Origin of the sequence: Psychrobacter immobilis, assembly GCF_003148585.1 — a bacterium.
In the GTDB taxonomy this organism is placed as follows: Bacteria; Pseudomonadota; Gammaproteobacteria; order Pseudomonadales; family Moraxellaceae; genus Psychrobacter; species Psychrobacter immobilis.
Genome location: NZ_QGGM01000013.1, coordinates 80,778 through 102,974 on the forward strand (window position 1 = coordinate 80,778; position 22,197 = coordinate 102,974).

Annotated in this window: 16 protein-coding genes; 6 read left to right on the top strand and 10 right to left on the bottom strand. The window is 43.0% G+C overall.

Going from position 1 to position 22,197, the window contains the following annotated elements; all coding sequences use genetic code 11:
- Positions 1–9: 9 nt before the first annotated feature.
- Both C8D84_RS10685 and C8D84_RS10690 read right to left on the bottom strand, forming a co-directional pair.
- Positions 10–3,111: an efflux RND transporter permease subunit gene (locus C8D84_RS10685; protein WP_109592038.1), complete on the bottom strand. Its 3,102-nt coding sequence runs from the start codon at positions 3,109–3,111 to the stop codon at positions 10–12.
- A complete protein-coding gene (locus C8D84_RS10690; RefSeq protein WP_109592040.1) occupies positions 3,108–4,436 on the bottom strand; it encodes an efflux RND transporter periplasmic adaptor subunit in 1,329 nt (442 codons plus the stop codon). The genes C8D84_RS10685 and C8D84_RS10690 overlap by 4 nt, the downstream gene beginning before the upstream one ends.
- A gap of 495 nt (positions 4,437–4,931) precedes the next feature.
- Here C8D84_RS10690 and C8D84_RS13970 point away from each other — a divergent pair, with 495 nt between their 5' ends.
- Positions 4,932–5,060, top strand: a complete 129-nt coding sequence (locus C8D84_RS13970) for a hypothetical protein (RefSeq protein ID WP_265088293.1) — start codon at positions 4,932–4,934, stop codon at positions 5,058–5,060.
- Between the two features lie 127 nt (positions 5,061–5,187).
- On the opposite strand, the gene recG is transcribed toward C8D84_RS13970, so the two are convergent.
- Complete coding sequence (recG, locus tag C8D84_RS10695; RefSeq protein WP_228244539.1) at positions 5,188–7,554, bottom strand: ATP-dependent DNA helicase RecG; 2,367 nt, start codon at positions 7,552–7,554, stop codon at positions 5,188–5,190.
- 272 nt (positions 7,555–7,826) lie between these two features.
- Here recG and C8D84_RS10700 point away from each other — a divergent pair, with 272 nt between their 5' ends.
- Entirely contained in the window at positions 7,827–8,843 is a 1,017-nt protein-coding gene (locus C8D84_RS10700; RefSeq protein ID WP_322872471.1) for a patatin-like phospholipase family protein, read from the top strand.
- Positions 8,844–8,993: 150 nt separating this feature from the next.
- Here C8D84_RS10700 and C8D84_RS10705 read toward each other — a convergent pair whose 3' ends face one another.
- Positions 8,994–9,581, bottom strand: a complete 588-nt coding sequence (locus tag C8D84_RS10705; protein WP_055125406.1) for a hypothetical protein — start codon at positions 9,579–9,581, stop codon at positions 8,994–8,996.
- A gap of 531 nt (positions 9,582–10,112) precedes the next feature.
- Between C8D84_RS10705 and argA the strand changes: the two genes are divergently transcribed.
- Positions 10,113–11,435, top strand: a complete 1,323-nt coding sequence (argA, locus tag C8D84_RS10710) for an amino-acid N-acetyltransferase (protein WP_055125407.1) — start codon at positions 10,113–10,115, stop codon at positions 11,433–11,435.
- A gap of 98 nt (positions 11,436–11,533) precedes the next feature.
- Here argA and C8D84_RS10715 read toward each other — a convergent pair whose 3' ends face one another.
- Positions 11,534–12,265 (bottom strand): FKBP-type peptidyl-prolyl cis-trans isomerase, encoded by a 732-nt coding sequence (locus C8D84_RS10715; protein WP_109592044.1) that lies wholly within the window; start codon positions 12,263–12,265, stop codon positions 11,534–11,536.
- Between the two features lie 474 nt (positions 12,266–12,739).
- Between C8D84_RS10715 and C8D84_RS10720 the strand changes: the two genes are divergently transcribed.
- Positions 12,740–14,452, top strand: coding sequence for a mechanosensitive ion channel (locus C8D84_RS10720; RefSeq protein WP_109592046.1), 1,713 nt, complete (start codon positions 12,740–12,742; stop codon positions 14,450–14,452).
- A gap of 168 nt (positions 14,453–14,620) precedes the next feature.
- Here the strand turns inward: C8D84_RS10720 and C8D84_RS10725 are convergent, their stop codons facing one another.
- Positions 14,621–15,967 carry a hypothetical protein gene (locus C8D84_RS10725; RefSeq protein ID WP_109592048.1) on the bottom strand — a complete coding sequence of 449 codons (1,347 nt, stop codon included), beginning with the start codon at positions 15,965–15,967 and terminating at the stop codon, positions 14,621–14,623.
- Positions 15,968–16,272: 305 nt separating this feature from the next.
- On the opposite strand from C8D84_RS10725, the gene C8D84_RS10730 reads away from it, so the two are divergent.
- Positions 16,273–16,941: an SDR family NAD(P)-dependent oxidoreductase gene (locus C8D84_RS10730; RefSeq protein ID WP_109592050.1), complete on the top strand. Its 669-nt coding sequence runs from the start codon at positions 16,273–16,275 to the stop codon at positions 16,939–16,941.
- Between the two features lie 119 nt (positions 16,942–17,060).
- Here the strand turns inward: C8D84_RS10730 and C8D84_RS10735 are convergent, their stop codons facing one another.
- The 3 genes from C8D84_RS10735 to C8D84_RS10745 all read right to left on the bottom strand — a co-directional run bounded on the left by C8D84_RS10735 (position 17,061) and on the right by C8D84_RS10745 (position 20,568).
- Positions 17,061–17,756, bottom strand: coding sequence for a lysophospholipid acyltransferase family protein (locus C8D84_RS10735; RefSeq protein WP_227676014.1), 696 nt, complete (start codon positions 17,754–17,756; stop codon positions 17,061–17,063).
- A 149-nt stretch (positions 17,757–17,905) separates the two neighbouring features.
- Positions 17,906–19,792: a DNA topoisomerase IV subunit B gene (parE, locus tag C8D84_RS10740; protein WP_109592054.1), complete on the bottom strand. Its 1,887-nt coding sequence runs from the start codon at positions 19,790–19,792 to the stop codon at positions 17,906–17,908.
- Between the two features lie 128 nt (positions 19,793–19,920).
- Positions 19,921–20,568 (bottom strand): YqiA/YcfP family alpha/beta fold hydrolase, encoded by a 648-nt coding sequence (locus C8D84_RS10745; protein WP_109592056.1) that lies wholly within the window; start codon positions 20,566–20,568, stop codon positions 19,921–19,923.
- Positions 20,569–20,756: 188 nt separating this feature from the next.
- Between C8D84_RS10745 and C8D84_RS10750 the strand changes: the two genes are divergently transcribed.
- Entirely contained in the window at positions 20,757–21,017 is a 261-nt protein-coding gene (locus C8D84_RS10750; RefSeq protein ID WP_109592058.1) for a DUF1289 domain-containing protein, read from the top strand.
- A gap of 54 nt (positions 21,018–21,071) precedes the next feature.
- Here the strand turns inward: C8D84_RS10750 and C8D84_RS10755 are convergent, their stop codons facing one another.
- A complete protein-coding gene (locus C8D84_RS10755; RefSeq protein ID WP_228244540.1) occupies positions 21,072–22,013 on the bottom strand; it encodes a hypothetical protein in 942 nt (313 codons plus the stop codon).
- Positions 22,014–22,197 lie beyond the last annotated feature (184 nt).

A 22,197-nucleotide genomic window follows, 5' to 3' on the forward strand; every position in this document is an offset into this window, starting at 1 on the left:
TCCTTTAAATCATACTTTACTATCTGTCGTTGTCTGCTCTTTGCCACTAGGTACGAGCCATTTAGCAAACCATCCTGACAAATCATCCATCAAAGTATAAACCACGGGAATTACCACAAGGCTTAATAACGTCGAAGTCACCAGACCACCCAATACCGCAGCGGCCATCGGACGACGGAAGGTTGGATCAGCATCACCCCAACCGAAGACTAAGGGCAACATCCCCGCGCCCATCGCAATGGTGGTCATAATAATAGGACGCGCCCGCTTGCGGCAAGCATCGATAATAGCCTCAAAACGCGCCAAACCTCGACGCTGTGCAATCAGTGCATAATCGACCAGTAAGATAGAATTTTTGGTAGCAATACCCATTAGCATAATAAAGCCGATCATCGATGGCATAGAAAGACTGCTATTGGTAATAACCAAGCCCACAAAAGCGCCGCCTATCGATAAAGGCAATGCCATCAAAATGGTAAAAGGCTGCAATATACGCCCAAACAATAGAATAAGTACGCCTAAAATACAAACCACACCGACCGACATCGCAATCACAAAACCGCTGAATAGCTCAGCCATGTTTTCTGCTTGACCTTGGTCAATAATGGTAATGGAAGGCGGTAGTTGTTGCATGGCAGGTACTGATTTAACCGCTTGTACCAAATCTCCAAGCTCGCCACTCGCAGGTTGCACCGTGATACTGATGGCGCGTTCCCGATCGAGCCTGCTAATCTGCGCAGGCCCAGTGCCAAAGTCCAATGACGCGACTTCACCCACACGTACACCCTGTCCTGCGGGTAACGAGCTCGGTACATATAGACCTTCTAATTGACTGACATTTTGTTTGGCAACATCTGGTAGACGAATGACGATAGGAATCTGCCGCGTATCCAAATTGAGCTTGGATAAACGCTGCTCATAGTCACCCACCGTCGCCACTCGTAACGTCGTAGCGATGTCTTGCGTGGTCACCCCTTTATCCGCCATCGCCAGTCTGTCTGGTGTCACCGTTAACTCTTGACGCGGCAAACTGCGGTCACTGGTCACGGAGCCAGCACTGGGCAGCCCTCGAATCTCTGACATGATTTGCTGAGCGGTTTGTTCAAGCAATTGCGGATTGGTGCTGGTCATAGAGAAGTTGTAACCACTCTCTCCACCACTCGACAAACCAACGGTAAAGCGCGCACCTGGGACTTCTGCCAACAAACTACTTATTTGACGTTCAATCTCTTGCTTAGAGCCGCGCTCTGCACGCGGTGCTAGCACGATATCTAGACCTGCTATATTTTCGGCTTTGCCACCACTAGAGTTTGAGTCCATGCTAGCCTGAGCCTCACCGACTGAGGTAAAAATATTGGTGACTTCAGACATTGCTAAAATACGTTCACTTGCCAGCGCAGCAACGCGCTCTGTGTCTTCCAGTGCAACGTCAGGTGTCAACTCAATCGCCACACGAGTTTGGTCAATGTCATTATCAGGAATAAACGACGTTGGTAGTAATTTGACAAGCATCAGTGACGCCACGAATAACACTAAAGTTGCACCCATCGTCAGCCAGCGATGATGCAGTGTCCATGCCACTATTTTGAGATACCAACCCATCAGCGCGCTTTGCTTCTCAACGTGTTTTTTCTCTGGTCGCAATATATACGCTGCCATCATCGGTGTGATAAGACGCGCGACCATCAAAGACGCAAAAATCGATAATGCAGCTGTCCAACCAAACTGACGGAAAAACTGTCCAACGATACCGCCCATAAAGGCGGTGGGTAAAAACACGGCAATCAAAGTAAAGGTGGTCGCGACTACCGCCAAGCCAATCTCGTCAGCCGCTTCCATCGCCGCTTCATACGGTGTCTTGCCCATGCGTAAATGCCGTATGATATTTTCGACCTCGACGATCGCATCATCGACCAATACACCAATCACTAACGACAATGCCAACAAAGATATAATATTGAGGCTAAAGCCAAATAAGTACATACCTAAAAAGGTGGGAATCACTGATAATGGCAAGGCGACAGCAGCAACTATAGTCGCCCGAATATTGCGCAAAAATAAGAATACGACGACGACTGCTAACAGACCACCTTCGATCAGCATCCGTAAAGAAGCTTGATAATCTTCAGCGATGGGCGTTGCCCGATCATAGACTTTTTCAATAGTGATATTACCTACATCGGCTGACAGCTTGGCAAGCTCTGCATCAACCAGCTCCATGACCTCAACTTCACTGGCACCACGCGAGCGGGTGATATTAAATGCCACCACCGTTTGCCCGTCAAGCTTAGCAATAGAGCTTGGGTCAGCCGCGCCATCTGTGATTTTTGCCATACGTCCAAGCGCTTGTGTGCCGCCTGCTGGGATTGCCACTTGTAAATCATTGAGCTCACTTGCCCGCTCCACCGCACCAAGGACACGAATCGTCTGGGTGGTTTTGCCCACTTCTGCTTCACCACCAGAGCTGTCCTGCTGAATACCCGTGATTTGATTGGATAGTTGTGTGATAGAGAGCTTAAGACCACTCAAGGTAATCGGGTCAGCTGCGACGGTAATCTCACGCTGCAAACCACCAATACGGCTAACCGTACTGACACCCGGTATGTCAGAAAGACGCTTGGTGACTGTATCATCGACGAACCAAGACAAGTCTTCCACATTCATGTTTTCAGAAGCCACAGAATAAGTGACAACGGGGAATCCTGCGGTTGAAACTTTAGTAATAATAGGGTCATTGGCAGCGGCAGGCAAATCGCCGCGTACCTCGCCTACTGCCGAGCGCACATCATCGACCGCTTCTTGAATATTCTTTTCTAACACAAACTCTGTGACCATGGTGGCAGCACCCGTTTGTAACGTGGTGCGAATATGCTTGATACCTTCAATACTCGTAAGCTTGTTTTCTATCTTTTTTGCGATGTCGTTTTCGAGCTGTGATGGCGCGGCACCCGGTAAAGTCACCGTGACCACGACTGCAGGTAAGTCAATATCAGGAAACTGCTGCACCTTCATTTTCATAAAGCCATAAATACCGCCTAACGTCAGTAGTATAAATAGCAAAATGGCAACTAAAGGATTTTTTATCGAGTAAGCAGAAACATTTAAACTCATGGTTGTGCCTGCGCTGCTGTACTCGTTTGGCTAACACCATCAACGATACGCACCAAATCTCCATCATTTAAAAAGCTGCCGCCTTGTTTGACAATTTGACTGTCACTAGGCAATGGCTCTAGCACTGCCACATTTTCGCCAAGTCGCTCGCCCAATGTCACTCGTTGTTGCTTGATACGACCCATGGTCTGACCATCTTGAGTGGTCACATTGGTTACTAGCATCACATAATCATAGCCATCGTTGCTGACGATAGCGCTATTGGGCACCGTTTGCGTACTGGCACTGCCTAATAGGAACTCACCCGTTTGATACATACCTGCCCGTACTTTTGCATTGGCTGCCAAGCTCGCATAGATGGTAATCTGCCGGTTGTTGTCCGCCGTTGGTGCTATGCGGCTCACTTTCCCCATTACCGTATCACCATCTGGTAAGCTCACCCGTACTGGCGTCCCGACACTGACTTCACCAACAAGCTTGGGATCAATATCTGCACGCCATTCCAAAATACCACCTTTAATGATAGTAAATAATGGCTCGCCACCAGCAACCATACCAACCTCCGCCATTTTCTCGCTGATGACACCGCTGACTGGTGCGACCACTGTTGCATTATCTACACTCAAGCGCTGAGTGCTCAGACGCGCTTTGGAAGCTTGTAGCGCAGCCTGTGCTTGAAGTTTTGCAGTGCGATAGCGATCGGCTTCTTGTTTGCTAATCGCATCAATATCTATCAATGGCAATACACGGGCAGCATCAGCGCTGGCATTGGCAAGCGTCGCTTCTGCTTCGGCAACATCTGCCTCTGCTTGCAAGACTTGCTGCTCCATAGCATCGGTGTCAAATATCGCCAATACTTGACCCGCTTTGACGCGATCACCTTCTTCGACCAATATACGCTCGATAGCAACACCGTTTACTTTGGCACTGACATTCGCCTTATCTTTGGCATCAATGGTGCCATCAGCACTGAGTGTGTTACCAATATCATCTTGGCTTGGGCTGACCGTCTCTACTGATAATACCGCCTGCTCAGTACTCGTAGCGCTTGCAGTGGCACCATTACTTGAAGTACCACTAGAAACTGGCGATTCATCCGTCGCGGCTTCATCACTCCCGCCCCAATACTTTCCAAGTAGCACACCAATGATAAGCACGGCTGCCAATACGGGTAACAACCATAACGGTAATTTTGAAGAAGTTTTTTTAGACAAAGTATCAGACTGGCGATACGGTGGTAGCTCAGATGGTTGAGGTGGCTCAATGTTGGTTTCTTGCTCGCTAGTCGGTGCTTGCTTATTATTAGGATGTTCAAAATCACTCATAGTCGGTCTCTATAAATAAGCACGGTACTAACGCCGTAAAAAGTATAAGGGAAACAAAATGATGCTGGCAGAGCTTATCAAAATAGTCTTTTATCATTGTAGACTATCTCGTCATTGGGTCAATTATGTTAAGTATCTACATAGTCAATTGTTGATAGTCATCAAGACATAATAATCAAGATATAGTAAGACATTGAACTTAATAAAGATTATTAGTAGCAAAGATTATAAAGTGAACGATAACTAAAGACAAAAAACAGCGTATTTCCAGTTCATTGCATAAGTCTTCTTCACACAAAACCCCTTTCTTAAAACTTATTCAGCCAATGAAAAAATGACCAAATATGCTGTCATATTGAATGCATTAAGATGCGCCCATTATAGTTGGAACCATCACTCGTAAAAACTAATGATACATACGCCCTACAGTTTAGACTTGTATTTACGGGGTAATTTGTCATTATTAAGATAAATCTACTAATAAAGGAATCCATCATGGCTAATAAATCAGACGTAAAAAAGCTTAAGCAAGAAATTAAAGATACCAAAGCAAAAATTAAGCAGAAAAAGAAAGACCTCAAAGATCTTAAGAAGTCATTGAAAAAGTCGAAAAAAGCTAAATAGCTTTGTTTCCAGATGATGGCTCTACGTCAAAAAACAGAAGAGGATAGCGTTGGCTGTCCTCTTTTTTTTCATTAATTTAGCCATTTTAGCCCATTTAAAGGATAATCGATTGAATTGAGGACACGCCTTAGGCATTGGTATAACGACTTGCCTCAGGCATCCAGCGGTGAATCAGTTGGCTGACATCTGCCTTGCGCGTAGGATCTGCAATTAAATGTTTGGCTAAACGCTGAGCAATGGCAAACAGCTGCTCGTCACGTATCAGATCAGCCAAATAATAACCGACGTTACCCGTTTGACGTTTGCCCAATAACTCGCCGGGACCACGCAATTCCAAATCTTTTTGGGCAATAACAAAACCATCAGTGCTATCACGCAGGACATTTAAGCGCTCTGTACCAGTTTCTGATAATGGCTTTTGGTATAACAGTACGCAATAGCTTTTGGTTGAGCCACGCCCGACTCGCCCGCGCAGCTGATGTAATTGCGATAGACCTAATCGTTCGGCATTTTCGATGACCATTAACGACGCATTAGGGACATCTACGCCGACTTCAATGACCGTTGTGGCAATCAACAAGTCCAAATTGCCAGCTTTAAATGCTTGCATGATGGCTTGTTTGTCAACGGATTTCATCTTGCCATGGACAAGACCAATGCGAATATTCAAGCGCTCATTTAAATCCTCATAAGTGGCTTCAGCAGCTTGCGCATCCAGCACACTAGACGCTTCGACCAACGAGCAAACCCAGTATGCTTGCCTACCCGCTTCACAATTAACCGCAATCCGCTCAATGACTTCATCGCGTCGATTACGGTCAATGGTCACCGTAGTAATTGGCGTACGCCCCGGTGGCAATTCATCGATAATCGAGGTATCCATATCACCGTAAACGCTCATTGCCAGCGTGCGCGGAATTGGTGTAGCGGTCATAATCAGCTGATGCGGTGTGCTATTCGCCACCCCTTTATTGGTCAGTGCCATACGCTGCTCAACACCAAAGCGATGCTGTTCATCGATAATAACTAAGCCCAATTTGGCAAACTGTACCTGCTCTTGAAACAGTGCATGAGTACCGACGACCACTTGCACCGTGTTTTCTGCGACTGCTTCCAATGCTTCGCGGCGCTGCTTCGCCGTTTGTTTCCCAGCAAGCCAGCCGACACCAATACCTAACGGTTCAAACCATTGTTTGAAATTGACCAAATGCTGCTCTGCTAAAATTTCTGTGGGTGCCATAACAGCCACTTGCCAACCACTATCAAGCGCATAACCCGCTGCACCCGCTGCGACCAGAGTCTTGCCCGCGCCAACATCGCCCTGCACCAACCGCAACATCGGGATGGACGTTGCCATATCAGCCGTAATATCTTTCATGACTCGTTGCTGGGCACCCGTTAAATCAAATGGTAATGCGGCAAACAACTGATCAGTCAATGGACTTTGCGTGGCACATTTGGGCGCTTTATGCTGATGCAGTTGCTGACGACGATATAACAAGCTGAGCTGATGGGCGGTTAATTCTTCAATAATTAAACGCTGGCATGCTGCATGAGTACGGGCACTTAACTGGGTGAGTAGCTGATATTGTCGTCCTGCGTCGGTATAAGTCGGCGGCGTATGCAGTAATACTAAGGCTTCAAATATCGTCAGGTTATAGACGTTGTTATTAACTGTTCTATTAGCGACTGTATGGATATCACTGTTTGTATTATTATTGGCATCATAGACATTGGTTTTATTGACACTACTAACGCTATGACCAGTCGTATTATCTGGCACACTACGCGCCAGTGTCGAGAATATATCTTCTGGATACTCCGTCTCTGTTATCGGTATTTTAGCTGGTTCAAAAGGTGCTAATGGCAAGTCAGCCACGACTGCAAAGTCTGTAGGAGTAAACAGCGTCATTGGTAAGCCTTCACTGCGAACCGTCTGTAATGCCAGCTTAATTAAGGTACGCAGCTTATTTTGATGCAAACCTTTAACACTTGGATAAATAGGCTGTAAGCCAGTATTTACTACCGTCTCATTACTACTGATAACTTGATATTCAGGATGGTGGATTTGCTTACCATAACGACTCACCTTTACTTCGCCAAATAATTGCAGTTGCGTCCCTAAGCTCATGGTTTGTGCAAGACCACGATAAACCTTAAAAAACCGTAGCGATATGGTGCCCGTATCATCATCTACCACGACCGTCATACCGCTGCGCTTGGTATCGACGTGCACCACACGCCCAGTAATTAACGCAGACTGCCCGTGCCCCACCTCTGCTATAGACAGCAGTCGGCTACGATCTTCGTAATCACGTGGCAAATGCAGCAATAAATCAAATATTCGTTTAATATTCAATTGTGCCAACTGTTCTGCGACTTTTAATCCCACACCCGCCAGTGCCGTCACTGGCATATCTAGCGCTGAGAGTGGCAGCTCAGACCCAAAGTGCTCTGTTGGGCTAGTTAAAGAAGCGTTCACTGATACTGACATCAAAGATCCTAACGATATTATTTTTAGTTTTCATATACTCATTCAAGTATTTTCAATATACCGTATATGATGACAGTTTTTATAAAACAGCTGTCATCAACAGGACACATCAAAACACCGACTCATTTCATTATAGCTGACAATACAATTGCTTATGCTCAGCTATTTAGTAATACTGCGTCAAAAAGCCTGAAAGTCAAACGGCTCATTTGTATCATATCAATAACTGATGTCTTATTTTCCGTATTATCGTCATTTTATAAGGTGTTTTTATGTTCGCTCCTGCCCAGTACCGACAACCTCTTAATAGTCTAAGAGTGCGACATAGTATGAGAGTGCTATGCACCAGCTTAATTGCCGTACTCGGATTATCTATTAGCGCTTGTAGCTCTCTAACGCCAGCGCAGCCGTTACCTGAAACACCAAAAATAGCGCCACTTAATGTGGCGTTAGTCTTGGGCGGCGGCGGTGCCAAAGGCTTCGCCCATGTTGGGGTGATTAAAGCACTAGAAGCAAATGGTATTAAGCCCACGCTCATCGTTGGCACCAGCGTCGGTAGCTTGGTTGGTAGCCTATATGCGAGCGGTTACACACCAGTACAACTTGAGCAACTGGCACTGACCACTACAGATAGCGAATTGACAGATTTTGTCTTATCCAACCAAGGTGTCATCGAGGGTATCAAACTCAAGAACTTTATCAACGATAAAGTCGATGGACGAGTAATAGAGGATTTCCCTATCCGCTTTGCAGCAGTCGCGGCGGAGAAGCATACTTTGAAAAAAGCCATTTTTACCACTGGTGATGCAGGGCTTGCCGTTCAAGCGTCCTGTAGCGTACCGAATATTTTTATTGCACCGCGTATCCCCGAAAAGGTCGGTAAAAAATATATCGATGGTGGCGTGGTCAGCCTAGTACCTGTCGATAGCGCCCGTGATTTGGGCGCTGATATTGTTATTGCCGTTGATGTGACAGACACTGGTATTAACAATCCTAGCGGTGTCTCTACACTTGATAAAAAATTAAACCTCAACGGATTAAGCAATTTTTGGGGATTTTTGGAGAGTAATGTCGTAGCCTCGCCAAGCGCCAATCGTGCCTCATCGATGCAGCGTGAACGAGATCGTGCTGATGTGCTGATTACGCCTGCGGTCAGTCATATCAGCTCACTAGATACCAGCCAGCGCCGTGCTCTCATAGCTGCAGGCTCGCAAGCCACTACCGCACAGATGGCTGCCATCAAGCAATTAATCAAAGAAAAATCTAACCAGAAATACGCGACGCTTTAAGCGCCTTGCAACGGCGTACCAAAATTTCTTGTTAACAACCCATAAAAAAGCACCACAGCAACGAGCCGTGATGCTTTTTGTGATTAAACGAATATTAAGCCGGTATTAAATAAATCACACTGATAAAATACTTAATACTAAATGACTGACTTATTTCACACGTGCACGGTATTTAACCACTACGGTGTCATTAAGGCCAACACCCTCTAAATCCCAGCGTACCGCTTTATAATATTTTAATGGAATTTCTTGCAGTTGGTTATCCACTTTTCCACGTAATGGCATACGGGCAAAAGTATTGCCGTCTGCACTGCCGTATGGAAATTCAGGTGATACTGTACGCAATAACTCTACCTGCTCAGGGATACTCATCGTCACGGTCATTTTTCGGACGCGATCTGCATTGGTATTGGTAAAATAGCCTTGGTACTCCAAGACATTACCTGATTGCAGGCGCGTACTAGCATTCACCGGAGCCAAAACCTCTTGACCATTTGCATCAACGCTAATCAATGACGCGGTAATTTTACTATTGACGGCCTGTGCACTCGAGTTGCTGCTTTTAGTAGCATTGGTCTGTACAGCTGCCGAACTATCAACGGCTTGTTCTGGCGTCGGTAGCATTGCCGAGGCTTGCGTCACTACCATCGCACCGATGAGCGTACCAGCCACAACGTGGAATAAGCGATGTCCGCTCCAAGCACTAAATGGGCTAGCAAATTGGTTACTTTTTTTCATGGTTTTCATTATCCCTGGTTAATATGTCGGTAAAACGCAGCTGGTAAAATTTGAATGACTTTTGGTGTATATTGAATCGTTGATAGGCAGCGCAATTTAGACGAAATATATCCACTTATAAGAAACATGCTATAAGAAACATAACTCATTATAAATGGTCGACTGTTATAGTATTGGCAGACCTAGTATCGCTGCTGATTGTAGTGACAGCTAATGGCAAGCGCTGCTGGCGTCTATGCTGCTGGCGTCTATATTGTCATAGCTGGTAAGCTTATCGTATAAAGTTTTTATTTTTATTGATTATCTTCGTTCATCGCCTGTAAAGCAATAGCGCTTAGCATAGCAAAAAGTGTTTGTACGTACACTAACCCCGTGTTGAGGTTGTGTATATCGTCCATCAGTGATAAAAATTGATTGATACTACTGAAATAAAAGATAGCTCATAACGGCGTTTTTTGCTATGGTAATTCTTTAGCGATAGGCATTTTTTGCTACGCCCCTTTTCTTATTCTCACTACTATTGCCCTTATTATGACTACTAGCGCCATGCCCCAAATTAACCCTGAATATGTCCATTGGTTCCGTAACTCTGCCCCCTACATCAATACCCATCGCGGCAAAACGTTCGTGATTATGTTTGGTGGTGAGGCGGTCAATCATCCAAATTTCAGCACCCTTATTCATGATTTTGCGCTACTGCATAGCTTAGGTATCAAGCTGGTATTGGTACATGGAGCGCGACCGCAAATCGAAAAGAACTTAAAAGATGCTGACATTACCTCCCCACTGCATCAAGACATTCGAATTACACCGCGCGTGGCGATGCCTGCTATTTTACAAGCGGTAGGCGCTATTCGCCTGCAACTCGAAGCACAGCTGTCGATGGGACTGGCCAATTCACCTATGTATGGTTCACGCATCGATGCCATTTCAGGCAATTTTGTGACCGCACGTCCTTACGGTATTCGTGATGGTATCGATTACCAAATGACTGGCGAAGTGCGCTCTATCGATGTTGAAGCCATCAAAAACAACCTGCTACACGACCATATTGTGATTTTAGGCTCAATGGGTTATTCAGCGACTGGTGAAGTCTTTAATTTGTTGGCTGAAGACGTGGCGCTCAGTGCGGCTGTGGCACTGGGTGCTGATAAGCTTATCTTCTTGGGCGAAGAAGCAGGCATCAATGACGATGATCGCTTACTAAGGGAGATGATTCCTAATGAAGTCGATCGCTTCTTACGTGATCGTGATTTAAATTGCGAGATCAATTATTTCTTAAATTGCGCCAGTTTGGCTTGCCGCCAAGGCGTCCATCGCACCCATATTATCTCGTACGCCAAAGACGGTGCCTTATTAGAAGAGTTATTTACTCGTGATGGCTCTGGCACTCTTATCAGCCATGACCCTTACGAAGAGATTCGTCGTGCCAATATTGACGATGTGGTCGGACTGATTGAGCTATTATCACCGCTAGAAGAGCAAGGCATATTAGTCAGCCGCTCACGCGAACGCTTAGAGCAAGAGATTGATAATTATAGTGTCATCGAGCGTGATGGTATGATTTTGGGCTGCGCGGCGCTATATCCATTGGATGCAGAATCAGCAGAAGTTGCCTGTGTCGCCGTACATCCCGATTATCGTAGCGGTAGTCGCGGTGCAGACTTACTGGCATTTTTAGAGCAACAAGCGCGCAGTCATGGTCTGCACAAGTTGTTTGTGTTAACGACACGGACGGCACATTGGTTCGTCGAGCAAGGCTTTGCCGAAGTCGAGGCCAGCGCGTTACCTGCATCGCGTCAAGAAAAATACCATAATGGTCGTAATTCTAAAGTCTTTCAAAAAACTCTTTAGATGCTCAATCTCTAGTCATAAAAAAGCCCTCATAATATTATGAGGGCTTTTTTATGATTTTATTTTTTAACACTGTTAACTAGGGTGCGTACTAAGTATTATTTTACTTTTAACAGCTCAACCGTAAAGATAAGCGTGCTGTTAGGCTCGATACCTGCGTTACCCGCTTCGCCATAAGCAATATCTGATGGGATATAAAACTCATATTTGCCGCCCTCTTTCATCAGCTGTAGACCTTCTGTCCAGCCAGCGATGACTTGGTTCAACGGGAACTCAATTGGCTCACCGCGCTCATAAGAGCTATCAAATACCGTACCATCGATTAACTTACCTTCGTAGTTTACTTCAACCACGTCAGTCGCTTTTGGTGATTTACCCGTACCTGCGGTGATAACTTTGTACTGTAAGCCAGAAGCCGTTTCTTTGACGCCTTCTTTTTTAGCGTTTTCTGCTAAGAATGCAGCGCCTTTGGTTTTGTTTTCTCCAGCTTTTGTTTCCATGTCTTTAACGAACTTTTCTTCTTGCTCTTTTTGATAAGTCGTTAATACTTCCTGCATTTGTTCTTGGGTCAATGCTGATTCATTGCCTTCATAACCATCACGGAAGCCTTTTTCAAAGGTATCAAGATTCAGGTCACCGACCGCTTCTTTGTTACCTTCAGCCATCATGAAGCCTAAGCTATAACCTACTTTTTCATTTGCTGAGCTTTGCTCGGTGATTGAAACGCTTTTAGCAGCGGTCTCTTGGTTACCGTTATTTGTGCTACAGCCTGTTACCAACAACATAGCACTAGCAAGTGCACCAATGCTTAAAGTAGTGATTTTTTTCATAAAGTACTCTCAAATTGTAAGGATAGTGGCGAGATGTCACATGTTCCTATAATAACAAATCTTAGTTTTAGGAACCATGTTTGCCGTCAAATTATCGGGCGAATGTACAGTCTATGTTAATATTTCTCATCATAATAACAAGTTATCACACAAATACAGTAACACGTTAAGCTTTCTATCTTTAAATCCACTAATACATCAGCTAAGCTAAATTAGTTAAGGTGATAAGTAACCGAGTGTACGTCTTTATCATGGATGATTAACATTGGCAGTAAGGTAATCAACACGAGGGAAACCAACGTTTTTTGATAAGGTTTTTTGATAAGGTTACCTAATCAAAAATTATAATATCACCGCATAACTTATTTTAAAAATACTATTAATTATAACCATCTATGTATTGGTTTCGCTCAACACTAGCTGTACTGATGATATTGTTGAGTGGCTTTCGTATGATGATTAAAGGAGGATAAGATGAATCCAATGTACACATCTTTTAACGGTTATCTTGGTGGGCCTATCGGCTCTATTATTGGTGCTATTTTAATATTTATTATTGGTTGGCTAGTGGCACTGGGTATCGCAGCACTGGTTCGTAATGTATTATCTAGAGTCAATCTGAACCAACGCATGAACTCTTCAACGGGTAAGACCTACGATTTAGAAGGTATTATCTCTAAGATTGTATTTTGGTTCATCTTTATCATCGCGATTTCTGGGGCGCTGAATCAATTGAATTTGAACTCAATCTCGACACCGTTTGCAAATATGGTCAATCAAGTCCTAGCATTTATCCCTAATCTTATCGGCGCTATCGCTGTGGGTATTATTGGTTGGGTCTTGGCTACTGTTGCACGCACAGCTATCAACGCGGCATTGGCGAAAACGTCAATGGATGAGCGTTTAAGTGCTCAAGCAGGTGTAAAACCGATGAGTAGCACGATTGCCGATATGGTTTATTGGTTCATCTTGTTGGTTGTTTTAACGATGGTATTGGGGAAATTAGAGCTTGATGGTTTATTTGCTCCATTGACTAACATGGTTGATAAAATCTTTAGCTTTATTCCTAACATCCTCATTGCAGGTGTTGTCTTTGTCGTCGGTTATATCATTGCCAAAGTGGTACGCGGCATTGTGACTAATCTTGTTTCTACTTTTAATGTTCAAGAATTGGCTACAAAAGCAGGTTTAAGCGAAAAAAATAGCTTACCTAATATCGCTGGTTCATTGGCATTTTTAGTAGTGATCATTCCAACTATTATTGCTGCATTAAATGCATTAAAAATTGAAGTGATTGCTCGTCCTGCGACAAACATGCTGAACAAAATCATGGAAGCATTGCCAAACATCTTTATGGCAGTTGCAATTTTAGTCGTGACCTTCTATGTGGTACGCATGGTTGCCAATATCATCAAAGGTTTGATCGAAAACACTGAGATTAACCAATTGCCTGCGAAAGTTGGTTTACAAGAAACGATGGGCGACAAGAGAGTCTCTGACCTTGTTGGTTATGCGATTATCTTCTTTGCAATGTTATTTGCCTCAATTGCCGCCGCTGACTTACTAGGTTTTGAGCCTATCTCAGCCATTATCGCCATGTTTATTGCGTTTGGTGCCAACATTATCTTGGGCGCAATTATCCTATTTATTGGCTTCTGGCTTGCCAATATCATTGCAGGTGTCGTTGAGCGTTCTGAGCAAGGCTCACAATTCTTAGCAAACATCGTCCGTGTACTAATCATGGGTTTAGTACTTGCCATGGGTCTAAAAGCGATGGGTATTGCTGATTCTATCGTTAACCTAGCCTTTGGTCTAACACTAGGTGCCGTAGCAGTAGCCTTTGCCCTTTCATTTGGTCTTGGTGGTCAAGAAGCCGCTGCCCGTTTCCTACGTAAAATGCAGGATAAAATGGACAAAGAACGTGAAGAAGCTAAAGCGAAATCTGCTCTTCATACTAGCTCAAGTACACAAGAAAAAGTTGCTGACTCAGTTCGAGAGAACACTCCTGCTGCTTCAGGTACAATGACTAGTGACTTCCCTACTAGCACTGTCGATACCAACAATCTTAGTACGGGTCATGTAGATATCACTCATGTTGAAACAAGTGATGACGATATCGACACTGGTTCAAATCTAGCGCCAAGTAATAAAGGCTTTACTGATATTGATAATAACGACTTAAAATAAGTCATCGTTAACGATTTAATTTGAAAAAAAGACAGCCTAGGCTGTCTTTTTTTATGGCGTAAATTTAGTTTCTATGAAAACATCGCTACAAAATCATACTCAGGACTTGGTCTTCCGTGCAGGTATATTCAAATTTAATTGCATTCGCACTGACTCATTGTTACTTGCTCATAAGTTATTTTTCGTTTGCTTTTTATGCTGTTGGTTTAAGCGCTGTAGTTGCTTGGTCAGCTGCCGCTCACGCTGGGTCATCGGATCAACCGGTTGAATCCATAAATCGATATCAATAAAGGTGTCATTAGACTCGTCAATAAAATCAATGCCCAACACAATTACATGATGCAGCTCGGTTATTGGCAGGCGGCTCGCAACATCCTGTGCAATCTTTGCTAAGTTTGGCTGAATAGCCTGTTTACTGTGCTGGCTCTCAACATCTTGCCCATAGAAGATCAATACATAATGCCGTCCCAAGCTCTCATAAGAGTGCTGATGGACGACATAACCTTCTTTTTGCAGACCATGTGCTTGTTTAGGATGCCTATATAGAGTTCGAACCAGCTCATGGCGCGAAAATAAAGACTCGTCCAATAGCTGCTGTTGCCAATAACAGCGTTTTATTCCTAGTGTCTCTTTATCAGCATTGTCTAGTACTTCTTCATCGAGCATCTCTATCATTTGGGTGCTTAGCTGCGACCACAGAGCTGCCGCTTGCACCATATGCTGATGATACATCTGCGCAGTCGTGCTTTTGTTTTTGTAGGCAAGTGTCATAGCGACTAATGCAGGATTGGGCTCATCTTGCACCTCGTACTTGATGAGTGCATTATCTACTGCGATAGCATCCGTAAATAAAGTCGGGCTATGTAAAAACTGAGTGACTAGATCTGCTTCTGATTCAAAGCTAATGACATGATTACTGGCTGAAGACTGTAATTGCCCTAAACGATAATGCAAAAATCGCCATAACTCGCATGGTGCTTGTAGGCTTACTAATATCGCCTGCCAGTCATGCCAGCTAAAAACTTGTAGCTGCTGCATACTGTCGCTCATATCCACAACCAAATCTTCCATAAAATAGCGGACACCAAAACCATGAGTGAGCCGTTTTAGAAGTTGTCGTTGCTGGTTATTTATCTTAATTTTATTGATTTCTTCAGCTTTATCGGTGAGCTGAATATCAAAAACTAAAACATTATGGCTCATGTTGGCGTTATTTTTATGCTGAGTGAGATATGTCTTGTGCCATATGAGCGCGGCCTTTACTACCGCCACACGCGCAGCTTCAATATCGACCAGACTACTTTTAGCAGGCAAATACAATATGAGCTCAAGTAATGATAGGTTACCCAGTGGCAATTGATAGTGATACTGCTGAGCACGGTAATACGCGTCATATTTATGCTCAAGATGCTGCATATTGGTCAAAGCAATATCTACAGCCTCTTTCTGCAAATAGCAGGTCAACTCATTAACAAGACAATCATTATCAGATAGGGTAATAGATGAGTCAGACACAGTGTTAACCTTTTATTATCGAATGGACGCGTTGTATGGTAAGTTGCTATTGATGAGCATAACACTAGAGCATGTTGAATATTCGCAAATGTTTTTGCTATAACGACAGGCTACCAACGAAAAACTTAACAAAATAAGCCTTATTAAATGCAGTCGCTTTCAGGGCAATGAGTTGTTATGATAATAGCAAAGTAGCATGATTTGCAGTCAAACTTATCGCTTATGGGCTGCCTTTGATTACATTTTTTAGAGTCATTTATTAAAATTATTTAATGACCATCATATAATAAAAAGGATTGAACGTTATGAAGCGCTTTAAAGAAAAAACTGTCATTATAACAGGTGCAGATTCTGATATTGGTCGTGCAACGGCGCTTAGATTTGCACAAGAAGGGGCGAACTGTATAATCGTTGGTATTAATAACGATATTTTAGAATACATCTACGAGGAGCTGCCACAGGATCATACATGGATCAATACAGGTAACCACCTTACCGTAACCAGTGATATTAATGATCTGACCCAAACGGCAAGATTAATAGAGCATGTACGCGATAAATATAAACATATTGATGTGATGGTCAATATAGATACTGCGGTTGGCATTCATCAGTCAGTTATTCCAGAACTGATAAAAACACAAGGCAATATCGTTAATGTGTCAACGCTAACGGAGATATCAGCAGACTGGAATATAGAGACCTATAAAGCTAGACAAAAGAATTTGACTGATGTTACAAAGAAGCTGGCATTAGAGAATATACCAAATAATGTACGTATTAATGCCGTATCTGCTGGATTGGTGGCAACGGATATCAGTCCAAATCCATTTATTACCCACTCTCCACTAGGGAAGACAGCGACACCGTTTGATGTAACCGCCGCTGTGATGTTTTTAGCCAGTGATGACGCTGCCATCATTACTGGTATGAATTTACCTGTCGATGGTGGGGTGAGTACGTTCAACAGCTAACTCAATGCTTAGTTTTTTAGCCATTCTTAAAACTCATCACCGCAAACAAAAGACCCCCTGACATTAATCAGTCAGGGGGTCTTAATATAATACAGATACTCATAACTCATTTAAAAACTTTATTCAGCTGAATGATTGATATCTTGTAATGGTTGAGATAAGCGCTCGGGATGTCTTGGTATCACCCCTTTATACTGAGCATAAATTTTTGGTAAATCCGCTTCGATATCACCACTAGGATAAACTAACGACATAAAGCGTATTTCTTTGGTTTTGTAATCCATCGCTACCGGCAAAATAGGTACACCAGCGCCCACTGCTAAATAATAGAAACCTGATTTCCAAGTTTCAGTATATTGACGAGTGCCTTCTGGTGCTAAACCCAAAAATAGTGGCTTACCTGTTTTGAACTTATCAATACTTGCTTGCAGCACTGAGCCTTTATCACTACGATCAATGGGAATCACCCCTATCCAGCTTAATAGCTGAGCAAATACGGGCACTTTAAATAACGTATGCTTACCCATAATACTGATTTTCAAATCTAGGGCAAATAAACTGGGTATCGCATAAACCCCGTCGATATTCGAAGTATGCGGCAGCGCTAAAACTACAGCTTGTGAAATATTTGGAATCTCTCCAACCGTACGCCAACCCGCAGCTTTTAGCATAGCTGAGGCAATCACTGGCGCAATTTTATTACCGCGTTTCGGAACTAAAATACCCAGCTGCTTTCTACTAAGCTTGGGCAATATTTTAGAGTTTACAGACTGAGAAGCAGCAGCTTTTGAGCGATTAAATAACTTTGATGTCATGACGGCACCACATAATAAAAGATACCTACATAATAACATTAAGCTTATACAACTAAATTGAATTTTATAGGCTTTTATTGCTTGCCAGCTTACCGGTTTATAAACTTATATAAATATATAGCTATTGATGGACATATCCATCGAGCCCATTAGGATATGTCAGCCAAATTGCCTTTATTCTCAAGCCAAACCTTGCGATCAGCAGCACGTTTTTTAGCCAACAGCATATCCATCACGCTATTAGTCAACACCATGTCATCCATATCTAGCTGAACTAAACGCCGAGTATCACGGTTCATGGTCGTCTCACGTAACTGCTCTGCACTCATTTCACCCAAGCCTTTAAAACGGGTAATCTGCGCTTTTTTATTGCCCGGCACATTGGCCAAAATATGCTGAAGCTCAGGCTCATCTAACGCATAATGCACCTCTTTGCCCACGTCTACTCGATATAACGGCGGCATGGCGACAAATAAATGACCCGCATCCACTAGCGCAGGGAAATGCTTCACAAATAAAGCGCAGATGAGCGTGGCGATATGCAGACCATCAGAATCCGCATCCGCTAAGATACATACCTTGTCATACCGCAGCTCAGACAAATCGTCAGATGCCGGATCGACACCGATAGCAATAGCGATATCATGAATCTCTTGGCTCGATAACACCGTATCAGAAGACACTTCCCACGTATTTAAAATCTTACCACGCAGCGGTAAAATCGCCTGATAATGACGGTCACGTGCTTGCTTGGCGCTACCACCCGCAGAATCCCCTTCTACTAAAAACAGCTCAGCACCATCACGCAAATCACCACGACAGTCTGCCAACTTACCCGGCAATGCAGGACCTTGCGTGATTTTCTTACGGGCGACTTTTTTGGCAGACTTGAGACGACGTCCAGCTTTATTAATCGCCAGCTCTGCGATTTGAGTACCCATATCGGCATGCTGATTTAACCACAGACTAAAGGCATCTTTTGCCAACGCCTGTACTGCCCCAGCAGCTTCACGACTAGACAGACGCTCCTTGGTTTGCCCAGAGAACTGCGGTTCAGAAAATTTAAGCGACAGAATATAGTTCACCCCATCCCAGACATCTTCTGCCGTTAGCTTGACACTACGCGGCAGCAAATTATGAATATCGCAAAACTCACGCAATGCCTCTAATATACCAGTGCGCAGACCATTGACGTGCGTACCGCCCTGAGCCGTAGGGATAAGGTTCACATAACTTTCTTGAATCGGCGTGCCACCATCAGGCAACCAAGACAAGGCAAAGGTAATAGCAGCACGTTCGCCCGCTTTTGCATCGTAATTATAATAAAACGGTGCTTCAGGTAAGGTTTCTAAACCATCCAACTGTTCGCTTAGATATTCGACCACTCCGTCAGTAAACTGCCAAACCACCTTTTCATTATTAATATCATCGACAAATTCAATCGTCAATCCAGCGGCCAATACTGCTTTGGCTTTTAGATTGTGCTTGAGCTGTTTTACATTAAATTTAGGCGTATCAAAAAAGCGACCATCTGCCCAAAAATGTACTCTGGTACCACGTTTGCGTTTGTTTGAGCTGATTGCTTCAGTCAACGGCGTAACTGGTGCGCCATTTTCAAACGCCATATCAAACTGTGTACTATCACGCCATACCGTCACCTCAACACGTGTTGATAACGCATTGACGACAGAGATACCCACACCATGCAGACCGCCTGACACTTCATAATTAGAAGTCGAAAACTTCCCACCGGCATGCAAACGAGTTAAAATCAGCTCAATACCCGATTGATTAAATTCAGGATGAATATCAGTCGGCATACCACGCCCATCATCTTCGACAGACAACGAGCCATCACTATGCAGTTGCACCTTGATGGTTTTAGCATAACCCGCCAACGCTTCATCAACTGAGTTGTCGATAACCTCTTGCGCCAAATGATTGGGGCGCGTGGTATCGGTATACATACCTGGACGACGACGTACTGGCTCAAGCCCTTCTAAAACTTCTAACGATTGCGCATTATATTGACTCACAAATGCATCCTTAACGATTCATGTCTGATTAATTCTATTCAACCATTATAACCAAAAATAGCGACGTTAAGGTTAATAGTCCATCGCTCACGTCATATAATGTCGCCTGTTTGTAGTGGTCAACTAATTTAGGCTCGTACTAAATCTTGTAGCATATTTATCACCATCGGCAACTGCTCACCAAAGTCACTAAACCGATGATCGCCACCCGCTTGTAAAATAACCGTACTCCCTTGCTGTTGATAAAAGGCTTTAGACAATTCAGGATTTAATAACTCATCGCCTTCTTTGATAAATACAGCAATTTTTTTAGGATAATGAATTTCTGATAACTGATGATCTGCAAACCATTGCAAATCCGCAGAAGTAATATCCCAACCGCCAGTGGTCGTATAGAGAATTTGATTCTTTGGCAATTCATCTTCGCCTTGACCTTCATTACTATCGTTATTTAGCAGTAAGTCATGAGCAAAGCGCTGTAATGTCACATGTGGCTGAGTACTAGGATTTAATAGTAAAGCCGCACAGCCTGTATGATTGCTCACCAAGGTAGGAAAATAGCCACCCAATGAGCTACCAACGAATACAACTTTTGAGTCGCTGCCCCATTCCTCAACTAGACTTATCAGTTTATCAAACACGTCTTGTGGCGATTTATTCAAATCGGGACGCAGTACATTGATATCAGGATGATGATGCTGGCAGTATTTTTCTAATAGCATTCCCTTGGTAGAGTTCGCATCACTGTCCAGTCCATGGATATAAATCAAGTTCACGTATCATCTCACTTATTAATTTTGTTATGATTATCTTATATAGGCTAGTGACGCTAAGCATAGCACCCGCCAAACAAAAATAATAACAATAAAACGGCACACCATTAGTCAGTATTTGCGACATAATAATATTGTCATAATAGTTTTATGCAAGTCAAAGGAATGACGATAATAGCAATGGAGTCGCCATGAACCAACAGTTTGAGCTGTTTGAGATTGCCAATCCATGTATTGGTCTTTGCCAAAGCAATAAAAAAGGCTATTGCTTCGGTTGCCTGCGTAGTCGTCCTGAGCGCCAACGATGGCATGATATGACGACAGAACAACAGCGCGATGTGCTAAGGCTTATCGCAGGACGTAAGCTGCGTATAGAGCAAATGAGAGATCGTAAAGACGAGCAGTTAGGATTTGATTTTGAAGAAGTGGTTGAGACTGGTGAGTTGTTTTAAAGTTATACATATTACGGTTTAAATTCAAAATAATATGATGCTTTTTAGATAGTTTTACAATACAAGCGGAACAATATTCCAAGCAAGATTGTGTTTTTGCTCATAGCAATCATAGATTAATAAATCTGTTCTTGTATCAGCAGGAAGTTCTATTTTTGGTATGTAATATGTTGATGGATCACTTGCGATAAGACTAATTTTAAAATGCTGATTAATTAAAGAAGATAATGTATTGTTATTATTAAGCAGGCTAAATGGACTAAACCTTGCGCAAAACATAGCTATATTAGCTGAAACTGCATCTAAAACATTTTCTAATGTTGCTTCGTTAAATGAAGAATTGCGATCGTGTTTCGTCTTATTGTAAGAGTCATACCATTTTAAGGATTTTGTAGGTTGAGATACATCCCATTGAGAAAATGGTATAAAATTCCGTAGATCATCATAATTTTTGAAAGTAATTTGAAATTCATTCAAGCGAGCTTTAGACAATAATTTTACATAATCGTTTGTGGTAAACATTCGATTATTTTGAGGTGATATTCCTGAGTTTTTGAAAATCGATACCCATGAGTTTTCTACCTCTGTACATGCCAAAATAAGTAGCTCTCTGGATTTATGTCCGTAAGATTTTAATCCATTTTGATCTGGTTCAATGTACAGTAACAAATCATCTAATTTTTCTATCAATACCCTCAATGCTTGCTCGGCTGAACGTTGTTCAAAAGCATTGATTTTCAAAGCGTCATGGATGTCCTGTATATAATATAAGGATGGCCTCCAAACGTTTTCTATAGAACTACCAATGGGTAATTGTAATGGTTTTACATCTTGAGCCCCAAATACTCTAATTACCCAATCACGCAAACTACCGCTTTTACCTTCAATTGCGGTCAAACCGACAGAAATAACATTGAAATCATAATTTTTACCGTAAATATGAACGAAATGTGAGTCTGTTTCGTAGGCATAACCTAGAGCATTTCTTTCATGCAAATTATCTATCCATCTAGGTATATTAGTTTGCGTATTTCTATAATAAATTCCGTTCAATTTTCCCTCTCACTCTATATGTACCATCATAATGATATATGCTGAAAAAACCGTAGACAAAAACTTGGTAAACTAAAGAAGACAAATAGGAGTTTACCATGACAAAGAAAGTTAAGAGATATAGTGA

Bases quoted from the DNA above. Each gene is read 5' to 3' on its own strand.
- C8D84_RS13970 (WP_265088293.1), top strand. From the start codon at position 4,932: ATGGCTAATAAATCAGACGTAAAAAAGCTTAAGCAAGAAATTAAAGAT.
- C8D84_RS10730 (WP_109592050.1), top strand. From the start codon at position 16,273: ATGAAGCGCTTTAAAGAAAAAACTGTCATTATAACAGGTGCAGATTCT.
- recG (WP_228244539.1), bottom strand. From the start codon at position 7,554: ATGTCAGTATCAGTGAACGCTTCTTTAACTAGCCCAACAGAGCACTTT.
- C8D84_RS10720 (WP_109592046.1), top strand. From the start codon at position 12,740: ATGAATCCAATGTACACATCTTTTAACGGTTATCTTGGTGGGCCTATC.
- C8D84_RS10705 (WP_055125406.1), bottom strand. From the start codon at position 9,581: ATGAAAAAAAGTAACCAATTTGCTAGCCCATTTAGTGCTTGGAGCGGA.
- argA (WP_055125407.1), top strand. From the start codon at position 10,113: ATGACTACTAGCGCCATGCCCCAAATTAACCCTGAATATGTCCATTGG.
- C8D84_RS10715 (WP_109592044.1), bottom strand. From the start codon at position 12,265: ATGAAAAAAATCACTACTTTAAGCATTGGTGCACTTGCTAGTGCTATG.
- C8D84_RS10700 (WP_322872471.1), top strand. From the start codon at position 7,827: ATGTTCGCTCCTGCCCAGTACCGACAACCTCTTAATAGTCTAAGAGTG.
- C8D84_RS10685 (WP_109592038.1), bottom strand. From the start codon at position 3,111: ATGAGTTTAAATGTTTCTGCTTACTCGATAAAAAATCCTTTAGTTGCC.
- C8D84_RS10735 (WP_227676014.1), bottom strand. From the start codon at position 17,756: ATGACATCAAAGTTATTTAATCGCTCAAAAGCTGCTGCTTCTCAGTCT.
- C8D84_RS10750 (WP_109592058.1), top strand. From the start codon at position 20,757: ATGAACCAACAGTTTGAGCTGTTTGAGATTGCCAATCCATGTATTGGT.
- C8D84_RS10690 (WP_109592040.1), bottom strand. From the start codon at position 4,436: ATGAGTGATTTTGAACATCCTAATAATAAGCAAGCACCGACTAGCGAG.